Raw genomic sequence first — 16,228 nt, forward strand, 5'->3', positions numbered from 1 at the left:
ACCCCCGCCCCGTAAGGCACACTTCACCGCATGGGGATAGTCGCCGGGCTGGACAGCTCTTCCGAGTTCACACGCATCGTGGTCTGCGACACCGACACCGGTGCCGTGATCAGGCAGGGCTATGCCCCGCATCCGCTGGACAGCTCCGGGGGCAGGCCCTCCGACGTCGACCCGCAGGCCTGGCTGCTCAGCCTGGGCGAGGCCGCCGCCGGCGGGCTGCTCGAAGGCGTGCAGGCCATCGGGGTCTCCGCTCAGCAGAACGCTCTGGTGACGCTGGACTCCCACGGCAACACCGTGCGTCCCGCGCTGGTCGGCGGCGACAAGCGGGCGCAGGTCGCCGCGGCCGATCTGATCGACGGGCTCGGCGGGCGGCAGGCCTGGGCCGAGGCCGTGGGCTGTGTGCCGGCCGCTCAGCACCCCGTGACCAAGCTGCGCTGGCTCGCGCGCACCGAGCCGGAGAACGCCCAGCGGGTCGCTTCCGTGCTGCAGGCGCACGACTGGCTGGTGTGGCAGTTGCTCGGACGGCCCGCGCGCAGGACCGCCGACCGCGGTGGCGCCTCCGGTACCGGCTACTGGTCGGCCGCGACCTCGTCGTACCGGCCGGATCTCGTGGAGCTGGCGCTCGGGCAGCAGGCATCGCTGCCCGAGGTGCTCGGTCCGGCCGACGCCGCGGGGACGACGCCCGAGGGGCTGCTGATCTCGGCCGGTACCGGCGAGACCATGGCGGCCGCGTTCGGGCTCGGCATCGGGGTCGGTGACGCGGTCGTCTCGCTCGGGGCGTCCGGGTCCGTGATGGCCGTGCACCACGAGGCCCTGGTCGACCCGACCGGGATGATCACCTCGCTCGCCGACGCGACCGGAATGCATCTTCCGGTGGTGCACACGCTCAATGCCGTACGGGCGCTGCGGGGCACCGCGGACCTCCTGAGCACCGATCTGGAGGGTCTGTCGGACCTGGCGATGAAGTCGACGCCGGGGTCGCACGGGCTCGTACTCCTGCCGTATCTGGAGGGCGAGAAGACTCCGCAGCTGCCGCACACCGCGGGCACGCTGCACGGGCTTCGGCGTGAGTCGATGAAGCCGGAGCATCTGGCGCGGGCCGCGTTCGAGGGCATGCTGTGCTCGCTCGCGGACGCGCTCGGTGTGCTGCGGGCGCGCGGGGTCGAGGTCCGGCGGGTGTTCCTGCTCGGGGCCGCCGCCGAACTGCCCGCCGTACAGGCCGCCGCTCCGATGCTGCTCGGTGCGCAGGTCCTCGTGCCGCAGCCCGCGGACTACGCGGCGCTCGGCGCGGCACGGCAGGCCGCCTGGGCGCTCGGTGTACAGCAGGGCACGCTGCACCCGTCCGCTCCCCCGGCCTGGCAGGGGGCCGCTACGCAGGTGTTCGAGCCGGGTGAGGAGCTCGCCGTCGGGCAGGCCGTGCGCCAGCAGTACACGGCCTCGCGCGAGCAGACCCATCCGGAGGCTTTCGGGGGCCTGAGCGTCTGAGGCCCCGGGCGGCTTCAGCTCAAGGGCGGGCGGGATTTTCTTGACCCGTCCTTGAGTAATTCGGTTGAGCTCCGGTCGGTGGAGTGTCGCAGGATGGCTGGAACTGAAACGTTGCCTCCGGCTACTGCGATAGGTATCGCGTGCTCATACGACTCCTGCGGGAACATCTCGCTCCCTACAAGAAGCCCATAGCCGTCCTGGTGCTGCTGCAGTTCCTGCAGACCTGCGCCACGCTCTACCTGCCCACCCTGAACGCGGACATCATCGACAACGGTGTCGTGGCCGGGGACACGGGCTACATCCTCACCTTCGGTGCCGTGATGATCGGGATCACCGTGGTGCAGGTGGTGTGCAACATCGGAGCCGTCTTCTACGGCGCGAGGACCGCCGCGGCGCTCGGCCGCGACATACGGGCCGCGATCTTCGACCGGGTGCAGTCGTTCTCGGCCCGTGAAGTGGGCCATTTCGGGGCGCCGTCCCTGATCACCCGCACCACGAACGACGTCCAGCAGGTGCAGATGCTGGTCCTGATGGCGTTCACGCTGATGGCCTCGGCACCCATCATGTGCGTCGGCGGCATCGTGATGGCGCTCTCCCTCGACGTACCGCTCTCCGCGATCCTCGTCGCGGTCGTGCCGGTGCTCGGGATCGCCGTCTCGCTGATCGTGCGCAGGCTGCGGCCGCTGTTCCGCACCATGCAGGAGCGGCTCGACACCGTGAACCGGGTGCTGCGCGAACAGATCACCGGCAACCGGGTGATCAGGGCCTTCGTGAAGGACGGTTACGAGAAGGACCGTTTCAGGAAGTCCAACGAGGACCTCACCGAGGTCTCGCTCGGCACCGGCCGGCTGCTCGCGCTGATGTTCCCGATCGTCATGACGACGGTGAACATCTCCTCGATCGCCGTGGTCTGGTTCGGTGCGCACCGGATCGACAGCGGCGGGATGCAGATCGGTGCGCTGACCGCGTTCCTGGCGTATCTGATGCAGATCGTGATGAGCGTGATGATGGCCACGTTCATGTTCATGATGGTGCCGCGCGCCGAGGTCTGCGCGGAGCGGATCTCCGAGGTGCTGGACACCGAGTCGAGCGTCGTGCCGCCGAAGGACCCGGTGCGTGAGCTGCGGGCGCACGGGCATCTGGAGATCCGGGACGCGGGCTTCCGCTACCCGGGTGCCGAGGAGCCCGTCCTCAAGGCGGTCTCGCTCGTGGCGCGGCCCGGTGAGGTGACCGCGGTGATCGGGTCGACGGGCTCCGGCAAGTCCACGCTGCTCGGGCTCGTACCGCGCCTGTACGACGCGACGGAGGGCCAGGTCCTGGTCGACGGGGTCGATGTGGGCACGCTCGCCCCGCAGTTGCTCGCGCGCACCGTCGGTCTCGTACCGCAGAAGCCGTATCTCTTCTCGGGGACCGTGGCGACGAATCTGCGGTACGGGAATCCGGACGCGACCGACGAGGAGCTGTGGCACGCCCTTGAGGTGGCGCAGGCGGCCGAGTTCGTACGGAAGCTGGAGAACGGGCTCAACTCCCCCATCGCGCAAGGCGGGACGAACGTCTCGGGCGGTCAGCGGCAGCGGCTGGCGATCGCGCGGACGCTGGTACAGCGGCCGGAGATCTATCTCTTCGACGACTCCTTCTCGGCGCTCGACTACGCGACGGACGCGGCGCTGCGCACCGCGCTGGCGCGCGAGACCGCGGAGGCGACCGTGGTGATCGTCGCGCAGCGGGTGTCGACGATCCGCGACGCCGACCGGATCCTGGTGCTCGACGAGGGCAGCGTGGTCGGGGTCGGCCGGCATGACGAACTGATGCGGGACAACGGGACGTACCGGGAGATCGTGCTCTCCCAGCTCACGGAAGCGGAGGCTGCCTGATGGCGGGGCCGGCAGGGCGGATGATGGCCGGTGGCGGGCCCGATCAGCGCTCCATGGACTTCAAGAACTCGGGCAAGCGGCTGCTCGCGCAGTTCAGGCCCGAGCGCTTCACGATGTACGCGATGATCGTCGCGGTCATGCTCAGCGTGGGCCTGTCCGTGGTGGGTCCGAAGATCCTCGGGCACGCCACCGACCTGGTCTTCGCGGGCATCGTGGGCCGCGACATGCCCGCGGGCGCCACCAAGGCCGAAGTGCTCGACAGGATGCGGGCGGACGGTCAGGGCGACCAGGCGGACATGCTGTCCGGGATGGACTTCACGCCGGGTGAGGGCATCGACTTCGATGCGGTCGGCGAGACGCTGCTCTTCGCGCTGGTCGTGTTCCTGATCGCCGGTGCGCTGATGGCGGTGGCGACCCGCCTGGTGAACCGGGCCGTGAACATGACGGTCTACCGGATGCGCGAGGACCTGCAGGCGAAGCTGTCGCGCCTTCCGCTGTCGTACTTCGACAAGCGGCAGCGCGGTGAGGTGCTCAGCCGCGCGACCAACGACATCGACAACATCGGGCAGACGCTGCAGCAGACCATGGGCCAGCTGGTGAACTCGCTGCTCACCATCGTCGGTGTCCTGGTGATGATGTTCTGGATCTCGCCGCTGCTCGCCCTGGTGGCGCTGATCACCGTGCCGCTGTCGTTCTTCGTGGCGAAGAAGATCGGCAAGCGCTCGCAGCCGCACTTCGTGGCGCAGTGGAAGTCGACCGGCAAGGTCAACGCGCACGTCGAGGAGATGTACACCGGGCACAACCTGGTGAAGGTCTTCGGGCGGCAGGACGAGTCGGCCAAGCTGTTCGCGGAGCAGAACGAGGCGCTGTACGAGGCCTCGTTCAAGGCGCAGTTCAACAGCGGGGCGATGCAGCCGCTGATGTTCTTCATCTCGAACCTGAACTATGTGCTCGTCGCGGTCGTGGGCGGGCTGCGGGTCGCGTCGGGTGCGCTGTCGATCGGTGACGTACAGGCGTTCATCCAGTACTCGCGCCAGTTCTCGATGCCGCTGACGCAGGTCGCTTCGATGGCGAACCTGGTGCAGTCGGGGGTCGCCTCGGCCGAGCGGATCTTCGAACTCCTCGACGCGGACGAGCAGTCGGAGGACCCGCAGCCGGGTGAGCGGCCTTCGCGCCTCGAAGGCCGGGTGTCCCTGGAGAAGGTCTCCTTCCGTTACGAGGAGGACAAGCCGCTCATCGAGGACCTGTCGCTGTGCGTGGAGCCGGGGCACACGGTCGCGATCGTCGGGCCGACCGGCGCGGGCAAGACCACCCTGGTCAATCTCCTCATGCGGTTCTACGACGTGACGGGCGGCCGGATCACGCTCGACGGGGTCGACATCGCGAAGATGTCCCGCGACGAACTCCGGGCCGGGATCGGCATGGTGCTCCAGGACACCTGGCTGTTCGGCGGCACGATCGCGGAGAACATCGCGTACGGGGCGCCGAAGGACGTCACCCGCGACGAGATCGAGGACGCGGCGCGTGCGGCGCATGCGGACCGGTTCATCCGGACGCTGCCCGAGGGCTACGACACGGTGATCGACGACGAGGGCACGGGCGTCAGCGCCGGTGAGAAGCAGCTGATCACCATCGCGCGGGCGTTCCTGTCCGACCCGGTGATCCTGGTGCTCGACGAGGCGACGAGCTCGGTGGACACCCGTACCGAGGTGCTGATCCAGAAGGCGATGGCCCGCCTCGCGCACGGCCGTACGTCCTTCGTGATCGCGCACCGGCTCTCCACGATCAGGGACGCGGACACGATCCTGGTGATGGAGAACGGCGCGATCGTCGAACAGGGCACGCATGACGCCCTGTTGGCGGCGGACGGGGCGTATGCGCGCCTGTACAAGGCGCAGTTCGCGGAGGCCGTGGTCGAGGTCGAATAGTCCGTACGTCCGGCGTCTGGACCGCGCTGTGGGCGGCGGCGCACCCTGGGAGCATGCGCAAGGGTGCGGCCGCCGCCGGCAGCGCGGTCTTCTTCGTCGTGGCCCCCGGGACCGTGGCCGGGCTGGTGCCGTGGCTGCTCACCGGGTGGGCGGCGGGCGGGCCCTGGTGGGTGCCCGTCCGGGTCGTCGGCTGGGTGCTTCTGGTGGTCTCGGCGGCGGTGCTGCTGCACTCCTTCGCGCGCTTCGCCGCGCAGGGGCTCGGTACACCCGCTCCGATCGCGCCCACCGGGCATCTGGTGGTGACCGGTGCGTACCGGCATGTACGCAACCCGATGTACGTGGCCGTCTTCGCCGTGATCCTGGCGCAGGGCCTGGTGCTCGCCCGGCCGGTCCTGCTCGGTTACGGGCTGCTTGCCTGGGCGGTCATGGCCGCGTTCGCCCGCGGCTATGAAGAGCCCGCGCTGCGCGAGCAGTTCGGCCAGGAGTACGAGGACTACCGGCGGGCCGTGCGGGGGTGGCTGCCCCGCCTCGTGCCGTACCGGACCGGTCACGCGGACCGGCGCGGGCAGCCCCCGTTTCAGTCCAGATAACCCCTCAGCTGGTCCGCGAAGGCGTGGTCGCGGAGCTTGTTGAGGGTCTTCGACTCGATCTGGCGGATGCGTTCGCGGGTCACGCCGAAGATGCGGCCGATCTCCTCCAGGGTGCGCGGGCGGCCGTCCGCGAGGCCGTAGCGCAGCTGGACGACCTTGCGTTCGCGCTCGCCGAGCGTGGAGAGCACGGCCTCCAAGTGCTCGCGGAGCAGCAGGAACGCGGCCGATTCGACGGGTGAGGTGGCGTCGCCGTCCTCGATCAGATCGCCGAGCGCGACATCGTCCTCCTCGCCGACGGGCGCGTGCAGCGAGACCGGTTCCTGGGCCAGGCGAAGGACTTCGCTGACCCGCTCAGGAAGCAGGTCGAGATGGTGGGCGACCTCTTCGGGCGTGGGCTCGTAGCCACGCTCCTGGAGCATCCGGCGCTGGACGCGGACGACCCGGTTGATGAGTTCGACGACATGCACCGGCACCCGGATGGTGCGGGCCTGGTCGGCGAGTGCGCGGGACATGGCCTGGCGGATCCACCAGGTCGCGTACGTGGAGAACTTGTAGCCGCGCGCATAGTCGAACTTCTCCACCGCCCTGATCAGGCCCAGGTTTCCCTCCTGGACGAGATCGAGCATGGTCAGACCGCGGCCCACGTACCGTTTGGCGACCGAGACGACCAGGCGCAGGTTGGCCTCGATGAGGCGGCGCTTGGCCATCCGGCCCATGACGACCAGCTTGTCGAGGTCGAGGGCGAGTTGAGAGTCGAGGTCGGGGGTGTTGGCGAGCTTCTCCTCGGCGAACAGGCCGGCCTCGACCCGTCGCGCGAGCTCCACCTCCTCGACCGCGGTGAGCAGCGGGATACGGCCGATCTCACGTAAGTACTGGCGGAACAGGTCGGACGAGGGGCCGCCGGTCTCCGCGCGTGCGGGCCGCGGCTCGGGCGGCTCGGGCAGTTCGGTCTCGTCGGCGGCTTCGGGGTGGTGTGCGGCCCGGCTCTGCGGGGGGACGGCCGCGATGAGCTCGGCGGGGGTGTCCGGCTCCGGCTGAGTGCCGCTGGGGATACCGGACTTGCTCAATGTCTGGGTCTGGGTCTGCACCGGGGCGACCTCCAGGGTGATCGCGGCCGCTCGGGGGGTTCGCGGCAGCGGTACGTCGGGGACTTCACCGGTGGCCACGCCACCGTGTGTCCCGTGATCTGTGAGCGGATCCGCGGGGGTTTCGGGCCCACGCCCGGTGGTCCTGCCGCGCTCCGAGGACTCAGGCACCGACCCCAGTGTGGAGTACGACACATCCCCGCCACGAGGGGCGTGCGGTGACTTTTTGAGTCCGGTCCGTGACCGGTCGGTTACCCGCAGAACAAACTCGCATGCTGGTTCGGCCGGGCTCTGTCAGGATCGAACGATGTACGAGCACCATGGCGCGCCGACCGCACCAGAGCCCCCAACAGCCCGCTACGAGGCGCATGTCACCGTCCGGTGCGAGGACGCGGAGGCGGTGGCGCTGTTCGGGAAGTGGGCGGCGCGCGAGGGTCTGAAGACCACCCATATCGTGCTCGCGCGGGGCCGGATGCGCTCGCAGCCGATGCTGACCCTGCGCGAAACGGGTTCTTTCGCGGCGCAGTTGGCGTCGGCGCGTGCGGTGGCGGGGCGGCTGCGGGCGGCGGGCTTCGATCCCGTACGGATCAAAGTGGAGTCGACGCCGTGGGCGCCCGAGGTGCCCGCGCGGCCAACGGGCCGTGAGCACTTCGAGCACCATGTGAAGCTGCTGCTCGACGAGGACTTCGACCGGGCGGCGCTCACCGCGGTGGCGGTCGCGCACGGGGCGCATCTGTCGTGGAACGCTCGGCGGGTGCGGGACGGCGGGCGGCACGAGCGGTTCGTGACGCAGCGCTGCTTCGGGGTGCCGGCCGCGGAGGCGGGGCGGGCTCTTGAGCGGCTGCTCGTCGATCTTGCGGGGTATGAAGTACTGGGGATGGAGCGGGAGTTCGTGCTGTTCGACAGCGATCTCTCGGTGGACGACGGATGGATCGGGGAGCCGGCATGAGCATGCGGGAAGCCGGCGCGAGGATCCGGGGAAACGGCGTGAGGATCGGGGGCACGGCGTGAGTGCGGGTACGGGAAAGAGCGAGGCGTGGCGGCGGTTCGGCCGGGGCGACGTCCACCACGTGCCGGACGAGGAGCTGAGCACAGGGCAGCGCGAGGAGCTGAGTCTGCCGCGTACGTTGCGGCCCTCGGACAGCCGGGTGATCCAACAGGCCGTGTTCGAGCCCGCGTTCAAGCATCTGGACCGGGCCTTCCGCGCGCTCGACCCGGGGTTCGCGGACCAGGAGCAGGCCGCCGCGTGGCGGGCCGCCCGCCAACAGGCCCTCCACACCGTGCTCGCCGCGGTCGCGGACTCCGAGTGGGCCGGTTCTCTGGTGCTGCGCGGCAGTGTGCTGCTGCCGGTGTGGCTGGGCGAGCGGGCGCGGGAGCCCGGCGATCTGGACTTCGTGGTGGTGCCGCAGGACTGGCGGATCGACGAGAAGCGCACGGGGCGGATGCTGGACGCGCTGGCCCGGGGCGCTCAGCGCAAGGCCGAGGAGCAGGGCGGGCCGCTCGCCGTCGCGGCGGGCAGCGCCCTGATCGAGGACATCTGGACGTACGACCGGGTGCCGGGGCTGCGCATGGTGCTGCCGTGGTCCGTGCCCGGACTGCCGGGCGGAGAGGTCCAGTTGGACTTCGTCTTCAGCGAGTACCTCGCGACGCCGCCGCAGCCGGCCGAGCTGTCCGGCGGGGTCGTCGTGCAGGCCGCGACGCCCGAGCTGTCCCTTGCGTGGAAGGTGATGTGGCTGGTCAGCGACAGCTATCCGCAGGGCAAGGACCTGTACGACGCGGTCCTGCTCGCCGAGCGGTATCCGCTGCGCTGGGAGCTGCTCGACAAGGCGTTCCGGCTGGCCGAGGCGGAGCCGTATCCGATCCGTCAGGTCGAGATGGCGGACGTGGAGCAGATCCGGCCCTATCTGGAGTGGGACGACTTCCGCAGGGAGTACCCGCAACTGGACGCGGACCGCGACGACTTCGTGGACCGGCTGATCATGGCGCTGGGGCCGACGTTCCTCGAGGCTCCGGAGGGCAGGACGTCCGGGAGCTGACCTGGGGGACATGGCCTCGGGGAGCCGGCCTCGGAACCCGACCTCCGGAAACCGGCCTCAGAGCGCCGCCGCGCCCCGGTCCTGCAGGGCCCGGTTGTACCGCTGGAGGACCATCAACTCCTCCTGTACGGCGGCCAGCTGGGCCGGGTCGCCGTGTGTGCCGAGGCGGGCGAGGGAGCCCTGTACGTCGCGGATGCGGCGGTCGACGGCGCGGCGGCGGACCCACACGAGCTGCTCGCCCGCGTAGTTCTCGTCGACGGTGCGGCGCAGGATCGCCTCGACCGCGAGCTCGGTGACCATGGCGCGCACGGCGTCGTCGGGGGCCGCCTCACGGACCCGTACGAGATAGGCCTGGGAGTCCTGCATGCCGTACTCGGCGCCGCCCGCGTCCATGATCGCCTGGCGTACGGCGGCGTAGGGCGGGGCGGTGAACTCGTCCACGCCGTATGCGTCGAAGGCCGGGGAGACCAGCTCGGGGCGCTGGAGGGCGAGCTTGAGCAGCTCGCGCTCGGTGGCGTAGGCCGGGTTGCGCAGATTCAGGGGTGCGCCGCCCGAGGCCGGGCGGGCGCCCGTCTCCTCGTACGAGGCGGAAGGCTGGGGCCGCCGGTCGTTCTGGGGGCGGCCGCCCTTGTCGCGGGCCCAGCGGGCGAGCTGGGCGACGCGCTTGACCACGAACTGGGTGTCGAGGATGCCGAGCATGCCCGCGAGCTGGACGGCGACCTCGTGCTGGGCGCCGGTGTTCTTGATCCGGGCGACCACCGGCCCGGCCTCGTCGAGCGCGGCGGCGCGGCCCGCGGGGGTCTCCAGGTCATAGCGGCCCACGATCTGGCGCAGCGCGAACTCGAAGAGCGGGGTGCGCGGCTGGACCAGGTCGGCCACCGCGTCGTCGCCCTTGGCCAGGCGCAGCTCGCAGGGGTCCATGCCGTCGGGGGCGATGGCGATGAAGGTCTCCGCGGCGAACTTCTGGTCGTCCTCGAAGGCCCGCAGAGCCGCCTTCTGGCCGGCCGCGTCGCCGTCGAAGGTGAAGATCACGCGGGCGCTTCCGTTGTCCATCAGGAGGCGGCGCAGAATCTTGATGTGGTCGCTGCCGAAGGCCGTGCCGCAGGTGGCGATGGCGGTCGGCACGCCCGCGAGGTGGCAGGCCATGACGTCGGTGTAGCCCTCGACCACGACCGCGCGAGACGACTTCGCGATCTCCTTCTTGGCCAGGTCGATCCCGTACAGGACCTGTGACTTCTTGTAGATCGCGGTCTCGGGGGTGTTGAGGTACTTCGGCCCGTTGTCGTCCTCGCGCAGCCGGCGCGCGCCGAAGCCGACGACCTCGCCGCCGATGTCGCGGATCGGCCACATCAGACGGCCGCGGAAGCGGTCGATGGGGCCGCGGCGGCCCTCCTGGGAGATGCCGGAGGTGATGAGCTCCTTGTCGGAGAAGCCCTTGCCGCGCAGATAGCGGGTGAGGTGGTCCCAGCCGGCCGGGCTGTAGCCCACGGAGAAGTGCTCGGCGGCGGCCTGGTCGAAGCCGCGCTCGGCGAGGAAGACCCGGCCGATCTCGGCCTCGGGGCTGGTGGCGAGCTGCTCCTGGTAGAACTGCGCGGCGATCTTGTGCGCCTCGATCAGGCGGATCCGCTCGCCGCGCTGGTGGGAGGGGTTGTACCCGCCCTCCTCGTACCGCAGCGTGATGCCCGCCTGGCCGGCGAGCCGCTCGACCGCCTCCGAGAAGGTGAGGTGGTCGATCTTCATCACGAACGTGATGGTGTCGCCGCCCTCCTGGCAGCCGAAGCAGTGGAAGAACCCCTTGCTCGGGCTGACCTGGAAGGACGGCGACTTCTCGTCATGGAAGGGGCACAGGCCCTTCAGGTTTCCGCCGCCTGCATTGCGCAGCTGCAGGTACTCGGACACCACGGCGTCGATCGGGACCGCGTCCCGTACCGCCTTCACGTCCTCGTCATTGATCCTGCCTGCCACGCATGAAGTCTACGGTGCGGCAGTGACAGTCCCCGCTCACTCCTCCAGGAGGGATTCAAGTGGGGTCGTCGGGTCCGCGAGGCGCTCCTGGTCCGGGCGGATGCCGGTACGGATGAGCTGCTGGATCGGATCCGTTACATCCCATACGTTCACGTTCATCCCGGCCAGGACCTTGCCGTCCGCGAGCCAGAACGCGATGAACTCACGCTTCATCGCATCGCCGCGGATGAGGACCTGGTCGTACGAGCCCGGGGGCGCCCAGCCCGAGTACTCCAGGCCCATGTCGTACTGGTCGGAGAAGAAATAGGGGACGCGGTCGTACGTCACCGGGCGGCCGAGCATCGCGCGCGCGGCGGCGGGGCCGCCGTTCAGGGCGTTCGCCCAGTGCTCGACGCGCAGCCGGGTGTCCAGGAGCGGGTGCTGGGCTGCGGCCACGTCGCCGGCCGCGAAGATGTCCGGGTCGGAGGTCCTGAGCGAGGCGTCGACCGCGATGCCGCCGCCGTGGGCGCGGTCCACCAGGGCCAGGCCGGCGGCCTCGGCGAGCGCGGTGCGCGGGGCCGCGCCGATCGCGGCGAGTACCGCGTGGGCGGGGTGCTCGTCGCCGTCGTCGGTGCGGGCCGCGAGGACCAGGCCGTCCTGGCCGACGATCTCGGTGAGCCTCGCGCCGAAGTGGAAGCGCACCCCGTGCTCGCTGTGCAGCTGCGCGAAGACACCGCCCAGTTCGGGTCCGAGCACGCCGTGCAGGGGCGTCGGCTCGGGTTCGACGACGGTGACCTCGGCGCCGAACTCGCGCGCGGCGGCGGCCACTTCGAGGCCGATCCAGCCCGCGCCCGCGATCACCAGATGGCCGTTGTCGCGCCCGAGCTGACCGAGCACGCCCTTGAGGCGCTCGGCGTGGGCGAGGCGGCGCAGATGGTGCACGCCGGTGAGGTCGGTGCCGGGGATGTCCAGGCGGCGCGGTTCGGCGCCGGTGGTGAGCAGCAGCTTGTCGTAGCCGACGACGGTGCCGTCGCCCAGGCGCACCTCGTGGCGCTCGCGGTCGATGGCCACGACGGGCTGGCCGAGGTGGAGTTCGACATCGGCCTGCGCGTACCAGGCCGGCTCGTGCACGAAGACGCTGTCGCGCTCCTCCTTGCCGAGCAGATAGCCCTTGGACAGGGGCGGCCGTTCGTAGGGCCGGTCGCGTTCGTCGCAGAGCAGTATCACGCGCCCGGTGAACCCTTCGGCGCGGAGGGTCTCGGCCGCCTTCGCTCCGGCGAGTCCGCCTCCGACGATGACGAACGTCTGATCCGCGTCGACCACTTGGTGCCTCCTAGCTGTTCACTGCGTGTGCTGCCCCTGCGTTCACCTCAAGGGAGCGTCCCGCACAGAGTGTGATGGGGGAAGGGGGCACGGAGCGAACGAGCCAGTATTTCGTCACTCCGGGTCAGGTCGGCGCGGCGTCGTGGGGCGACGTCACCGCGGCGCGGTGAGGCGGCGGTGCAGGGAGCGGGCCGCGGCGTCGGTGAGGGCGGCGATCTGGTCGACCACGACACGGGCGCGCGCCTTGTCGTCGGCGGCCGTGTCGAACAGCGCGCGGAACTGCGGGTCGAGACCCTCCGGGGCGCGGGCGGTGAGCGCGGCGGCCAGCTCGGCGATGACCACGCGCTGGTCGGCGCGCAGCCGCTCCTGCTCGTCGCGCTGCATCACGTAACGGTCGGCGACCGCCTTCAACACCGCGCACTCGTACCGGGTTTCCTCCGGTACGACGAGTTCGGCGGCGTACCGCGTGAGGCGTCCCGGGCCGTACATCGCGCGCGTGGCGCCCTCCGCGGCCAGGCAGAAGCGGCCGATCAGCTGGCTGGTGGCGTCCTTGAGGCGGGCCTGCGCGACGGCGGATCCGTCATAGCCGTGCGGCCACCACTCCTGTTCGAGGAGCCGGTCGAGCGCGGCGGAGAGCTCCTCGGGGTCGGTGCCCTCGGGGACGTAGCGGCCGATGGCCACCTCGAACACGGCCCGTCGTTCGGGCTCGGCGTGCAGGCAGTTGGGGTCGATGTGGCCGGCGTGCAGCCCGTCCTCGACATCGTGCACGGAGTACGCGACGTCGTCGGACCAGTCCATGACCTGGGCCTCGAAGCAGGTGCGGTGGCCCGGCGCCTCCTTGCGCACCCACTCGAAGACCGGCCGGTCGTCGTCGTACACACCGAACTTCGGTGACGTCGGGTCGGTCGGGTGGGCGCCGCGCTGCCAGGGGTACTTGGTGGCGGCGTCGAGGGCGGCGCGGGTGAGGTTGAGGCCCACCGACACCAGCTCGCCGGAGCTCTGCGACCGTACGAAACGCTTGGGCTCGATCCGGGTCAGGAGCCGCAGCGACTGGGCGTTGCCCTCGAAGCCGCCGCAGTCCGCGGCGAACTCGTTGAGCGCCTGCTCGCCGTTGTGGCCGAAGGGCGGGTGGCCCATGTCGTGCGAGAGGCAGGCGGCCTCGACGAGGTCCGGGTCGCAGCCGAGCGCGGCGCCGAGCTCGCGGCCGACCTGGGCGCATTCGAGGGAGTGCGTCAGGCGGGTGCGGGGGCTGGCGTCCCAGGCCTGGTTGCGTGTGCCCGGCGTGACCACCTGGGTCTTCCCGGCGAGGCGGCGCAGGGCGGAGGAGTGCAGGACCCGGGCGCGGTCGCGCTGGAAGGCGGTGCGGCCGGGGCGCTTGTCGGGCTCGGGGGCCCAGCGTTCGAGGGCCGCGTCCTCGTAGCCGAGGGGCGTGCTGCGGGTTTCGTGCCGGGTGCCTTCGTACGGGTCTTCGTGCGTGCCTTCCATGCAGTGACAGTAGCTCGGGTGGGGCGCACCCCGTACGTCCGTTACGCCGGGACGAGCCGGAGGTGTCCCGTGGCGGCCGGGCTGCGCAGGGCCTGGTCGTAGCGGTGAAGGAGCAGCCGGGCCACCGCCGGGTGGGTACCGAGCGGTGCCGAGGCGATCCAGGGTGCGGCCTTGGCGCAGTCCGCCGCGAAGCGGCCCGGGGCCGTGAAGCAGGAGGCGATCGCGACCCGGTGCCGGCCGCGGGCGGCGAGCGCGCGGATCGCGGCGGGTACGGCGGGCGCCGCGGCGCAGGCGTAGGCGGCGACGACGGGGACGCCGAGGCGTTCGGCGAGCTGTCCGGCGATCCGGCGGGTGCCCGCGGAGGACTCGGGGTCGCGCGATCCGGCGGCGGCGAGTACGACGCCGCTCCCCCGCCGGATCCGGTCGGTCAGCTGCCCCTCGGCGGGCCAGCCGGCCTCGACGAGGCGGTCGTACAGCGCCTCGATCAGGAGCGGGTGCTCCCCGAGCGGCTCGGCGATCCGGGTGCGCAGGGCGGCCGCGCGGGCCGCGGCGGGCAGGTCGTGCTTGACGTGGAACCCGCGGCTCAGGAGCAGCGGTACGAGGACGGCGTCGGTGGTGCCCTCGGCGGCGAGCGCGGCGAGGGTGTCGGGGAGCAGCGGCTCGTCGATCTCGATGTGCCCGAGACGGACGGCCAGTTCGGGCCGCAGCTCGCGGACGCGCTCGCGCAGCGCCTTGACGGTGGCGAGGGTCGCGGGGTTGCGGCTGCCGTGGCCGACCAGGACCAGGGCGGGGGCCTGCTGTGCGTCGGGGTGCCGGCGGCCGTCGAGCCGCACATGGCTGAGCTGGCTGCCGAGCTGGGCGCTGATGCGGCCCATGAGCGTGGCGGTGCTGTCGAAGGTGGCCTCGGCGAGCGCGGTCTCGGCGGCGCTGTCGAAGACGGCCGCGGGGACGGGGGCCGCGGCGACGGGGATCGCGGCGACGGGCGCCGCGGCCGTGCCGCCGCCCGCATTCGTACGCGGCAGCGGCTCGGGCTCGTCGGTGCGAGAGGCGGAACGTGCGCTCGAAGCCGTCATGCGGCAAGCCTGACGGGTGCACATTGCCGGGTCGTTGCGCGGCGATGACAGGTGATTTCGCCTCGTTCACGCACCCGCCTCGGGGATTGTCAGTGACGTACGCGATCCTGGGCGGCGTGGGGGTGCTGCGCGGCCTGTGGGGGGCCGGCGGCCGCAGGTGGCTGTGGGGTGACCGGTGGGAGCGGCGGCCGACGGTTGCGAGGCCTGCGGTGGTGGCGTCCCGAGGCCTGGGGGTTCGGGAATTCATGGGGAAGTTCGTCTACCTGCTGTACGGCGCGCTCACCTGGGGCGTGCGCCTGTGCGCGGTCGGGACCTGCGTGGCCGTCTCGGTCGCCGGGATCCTGGCGCTCGGCGCGCTGAGCGGGCCGCCGCCGCTGGACGGGGCGCTGGCCTGGGGCTGGGTCGCGGCCGGCTGCGCCCTGGGCCGGCCCGTCCTGCTGTGGATACGCAAGGGCGTGGACGAGGTGTCCTGGCGCTGGCCGTATGTGCGCCGGCCGGCCTTCGCGACCGGGCGCGTATCGCTGTCCAAGCACGGTGAGGACGAGGCCGCCGAGGGTGAGCGGTGGTGGCCGGACGAGGAGCCGGAGGGCCCGCTCGGTGCGCCGGTGTGGGTGAAGCTGCGCCGGTGCCTGGCCCTGATACCCGTCGCGATCGCCTCCGCGGCGGTCTTCGGTCTGCTCGGCGCGGGCCTGGACGAGGACGGGGCGGTCGCGCGGATGCAGCGGGAGGGGGCTGTGGCGACGGTCGGCACGGTGGCCGAGGCGCCGCGCGGGGTGCGCGAGAGCCGTGACGACGAGGGGGTGCTCCATGGCTACTGGTCGGACCTGACGCTCCAAGTCCCGGCCGCCGACCGGCCGTTGCCCGCCCGCCATGCCTATACGGAGGCGAAGCCGGCGCGCGGGGACCGGGTCGAGCTGCTGTGGGCGCCCGGCCGGCCCGGGTGGGGCGCCCATGTCGACGAGACGGATGACATGTCGGCGCGGGCGGAGACCCGGTGGGAGCTGTTCCCCGCGCGCGGGCCCGGCGAAGGCAACCTCTTCGTGCTGGTCCTGATGGGTGTGGTCGTGCTCGCCTTCGGGCTGCCCCTGACACTGGCCGCGGAGTACGACGAGCTGCATGAACAGGCCTGGTCACCCTTGGCGCAGACGGGGTACGGGGTGGTGGCGGCCGGAGTGTTCCTGCTGCAGCGGCCGGTGCTGCTCGGCTCGGGTGTGCCGGACAACTCGGCGCTGGCCCTCGCGACGTGGCTGTGTTTCCTCGCGCCGATGGGGCTGCAGATCGTCCATGGAGCGCGAACGTTTCTGCGGTGACGCGGTGGCGCGCCGACGAGAGGCGCGGAACACATACGGGCAAAACACCCCCGAGGGAACCAAGCAGCCACTCCCGGCGTAGATCAAGAGGTACG

At 71.3% G+C, this 16,228-nt stretch carries 12 protein-coding genes; 7 read left to right on the top strand and 5 right to left on the bottom strand.

The annotated features are described in order from the left end of the window. The first annotated feature begins 30 nt into the window (after positions 1-30). The 4 genes from H9Y04_RS26605 to H9Y04_RS26620 all read left to right on the top strand — a co-directional run bounded on the left by H9Y04_RS26605 (position 31) and on the right by H9Y04_RS26620 (position 5,877). On the top strand, positions 31-1,485 hold the full coding sequence (locus H9Y04_RS26605; RefSeq protein ID WP_187816578.1) for an FGGY family carbohydrate kinase: 1,455 nt from the start codon (positions 31-33) through the stop codon (positions 1,483-1,485). A 140-nt stretch (positions 1,486-1,625) separates the two neighbouring features. After that, complete coding sequence (locus H9Y04_RS26610; protein WP_187816579.1) at positions 1,626-3,359, top strand: ABC transporter ATP-binding protein; 1,734 nt, start codon at positions 1,626-1,628, stop codon at positions 3,357-3,359. Then, positions 3,359-5,287, top strand: a complete 1,929-nt coding sequence (locus H9Y04_RS26615) for an ABC transporter ATP-binding protein (RefSeq protein ID WP_187816580.1) — start codon at positions 3,359-3,361, stop codon at positions 5,285-5,287. Before H9Y04_RS26610 ends, H9Y04_RS26615 begins: the two co-directional genes overlap by 1 nt. A 53-nt stretch (positions 5,288-5,340) precedes the next feature. Beyond that, positions 5,341-5,877, top strand: a complete 537-nt coding sequence (locus tag H9Y04_RS26620) for a methyltransferase family protein (RefSeq protein WP_187816581.1) — start codon at positions 5,341-5,343, stop codon at positions 5,875-5,877. Here the strand turns inward: H9Y04_RS26620 and H9Y04_RS26625 are convergent. After that, complete coding sequence (locus tag H9Y04_RS26625; RefSeq protein ID WP_187816582.1) at positions 5,865-7,133, bottom strand: RNA polymerase sigma factor; 1,269 nt, start codon at positions 7,131-7,133, stop codon at positions 5,865-5,867. The genes H9Y04_RS26620 and H9Y04_RS26625 overlap by 13 nt on opposite strands. A 136-nt stretch (positions 7,134-7,269) precedes the next feature. Here H9Y04_RS26625 and H9Y04_RS26630 point away from each other — a divergent pair, with 136 nt between their 5' ends. Both H9Y04_RS26630 and H9Y04_RS26635 read left to right on the top strand, forming a co-directional pair. Beyond that, complete coding sequence (locus tag H9Y04_RS26630) at positions 7,270-7,911, top strand: hypothetical protein (RefSeq protein ID WP_187816583.1); 642 nt, start codon at positions 7,270-7,272, stop codon at positions 7,909-7,911. Positions 7,912-7,969: 58 nt separating this feature from the next. Then, positions 7,970-8,998 carry a nucleotidyl transferase AbiEii/AbiGii toxin family protein gene (locus tag H9Y04_RS26635; RefSeq protein ID WP_308801113.1) on the top strand — a complete coding sequence of 343 codons (1,029 nt, stop codon included), beginning with the start codon at positions 7,970-7,972 and terminating at the stop codon, positions 8,996-8,998. Positions 8,999-9,055: 57 nt separating this feature from the next. On the opposite strand, the gene dnaG is transcribed toward H9Y04_RS26635, so the two are convergent. The 4 genes from dnaG to H9Y04_RS26655 all read right to left on the bottom strand — a co-directional run bounded on the left by dnaG (position 9,056) and on the right by H9Y04_RS26655 (position 14,625). Then, entirely contained in the window at positions 9,056-10,963 is a 1,908-nt protein-coding gene (gene dnaG / locus H9Y04_RS26640) for a DNA primase (RefSeq protein WP_187816585.1), read from the bottom strand. Positions 10,964-10,999: 36 nt separating this feature from the next. Beyond that, the gene (locus H9Y04_RS26645) at positions 11,000-12,265 is read right to left on the bottom strand and encodes an NAD(P)/FAD-dependent oxidoreductase (RefSeq protein WP_187816586.1); all 1,266 of its coding nucleotides are present in this window, start codon (positions 12,263-12,265) and stop codon (positions 11,000-11,002) included. Between the two features lie 153 nt (positions 12,266-12,418). Further along, complete coding sequence (locus H9Y04_RS26650; RefSeq protein ID WP_187816587.1) at positions 12,419-13,750, bottom strand: deoxyguanosinetriphosphate triphosphohydrolase; 1,332 nt, start codon at positions 13,748-13,750, stop codon at positions 12,419-12,421. A 41-nt stretch (positions 13,751-13,791) separates the two neighbouring features. Beyond that, positions 13,792-14,625: a sirohydrochlorin chelatase gene (locus H9Y04_RS26655; RefSeq protein WP_187816785.1), complete on the bottom strand. Its 834-nt coding sequence runs from the start codon at positions 14,623-14,625 to the stop codon at positions 13,792-13,794. A gap of 443 nt (positions 14,626-15,068) precedes the next feature. Here H9Y04_RS26655 and H9Y04_RS26660 point away from each other — a divergent pair, with 443 nt between their 5' ends. Beyond that, complete coding sequence (locus tag H9Y04_RS26660; RefSeq protein ID WP_187816588.1) at positions 15,069-16,133, top strand: hypothetical protein; 1,065 nt, start codon at positions 15,069-15,071, stop codon at positions 16,131-16,133. The last annotated feature ends 95 nt before the right edge of the window (positions 16,134-16,228 follow it).

This window comes from Streptomyces polyasparticus (assembly GCF_014493765.1).
In the GTDB taxonomy this organism is placed as follows: Bacteria; Actinomycetota; Actinomycetes; order Streptomycetales; family Streptomycetaceae; genus Streptomyces; species Streptomyces polyasparticus.

Coding starts and splice junctions, on each gene's coding strand:
- H9Y04_RS26650 (WP_187816587.1), bottom strand. CDS start 13,750: ATGGAAGGCACGCACGAAGACCCGTACGAAGGCACCCGGCACGAAACC.
- H9Y04_RS26660 (WP_187816588.1), top strand. CDS start 15,069: ATGGGGAAGTTCGTCTACCTGCTGTACGGCGCGCTCACCTGGGGCGTG.
- H9Y04_RS26655 (WP_187816785.1), bottom strand. CDS start 14,625: ATGGGCCGCATCAGCGCCCAGCTCGGCAGCCAGCTCAGCCATGTGCGG.
- H9Y04_RS26630 (WP_187816583.1), top strand. CDS start 7,270: ATGTACGAGCACCATGGCGCGCCGACCGCACCAGAGCCCCCAACAGCC.
- H9Y04_RS26615 (WP_187816580.1), top strand. CDS start 3,359: ATGGCGGGGCCGGCAGGGCGGATGATGGCCGGTGGCGGGCCCGATCAG.
- H9Y04_RS26620 (WP_187816581.1), top strand. CDS start 5,341: ATGCGCAAGGGTGCGGCCGCCGCCGGCAGCGCGGTCTTCTTCGTCGTG.
- H9Y04_RS26605 (WP_187816578.1), top strand. CDS start 31: ATGGGGATAGTCGCCGGGCTGGACAGCTCTTCCGAGTTCACACGCATC.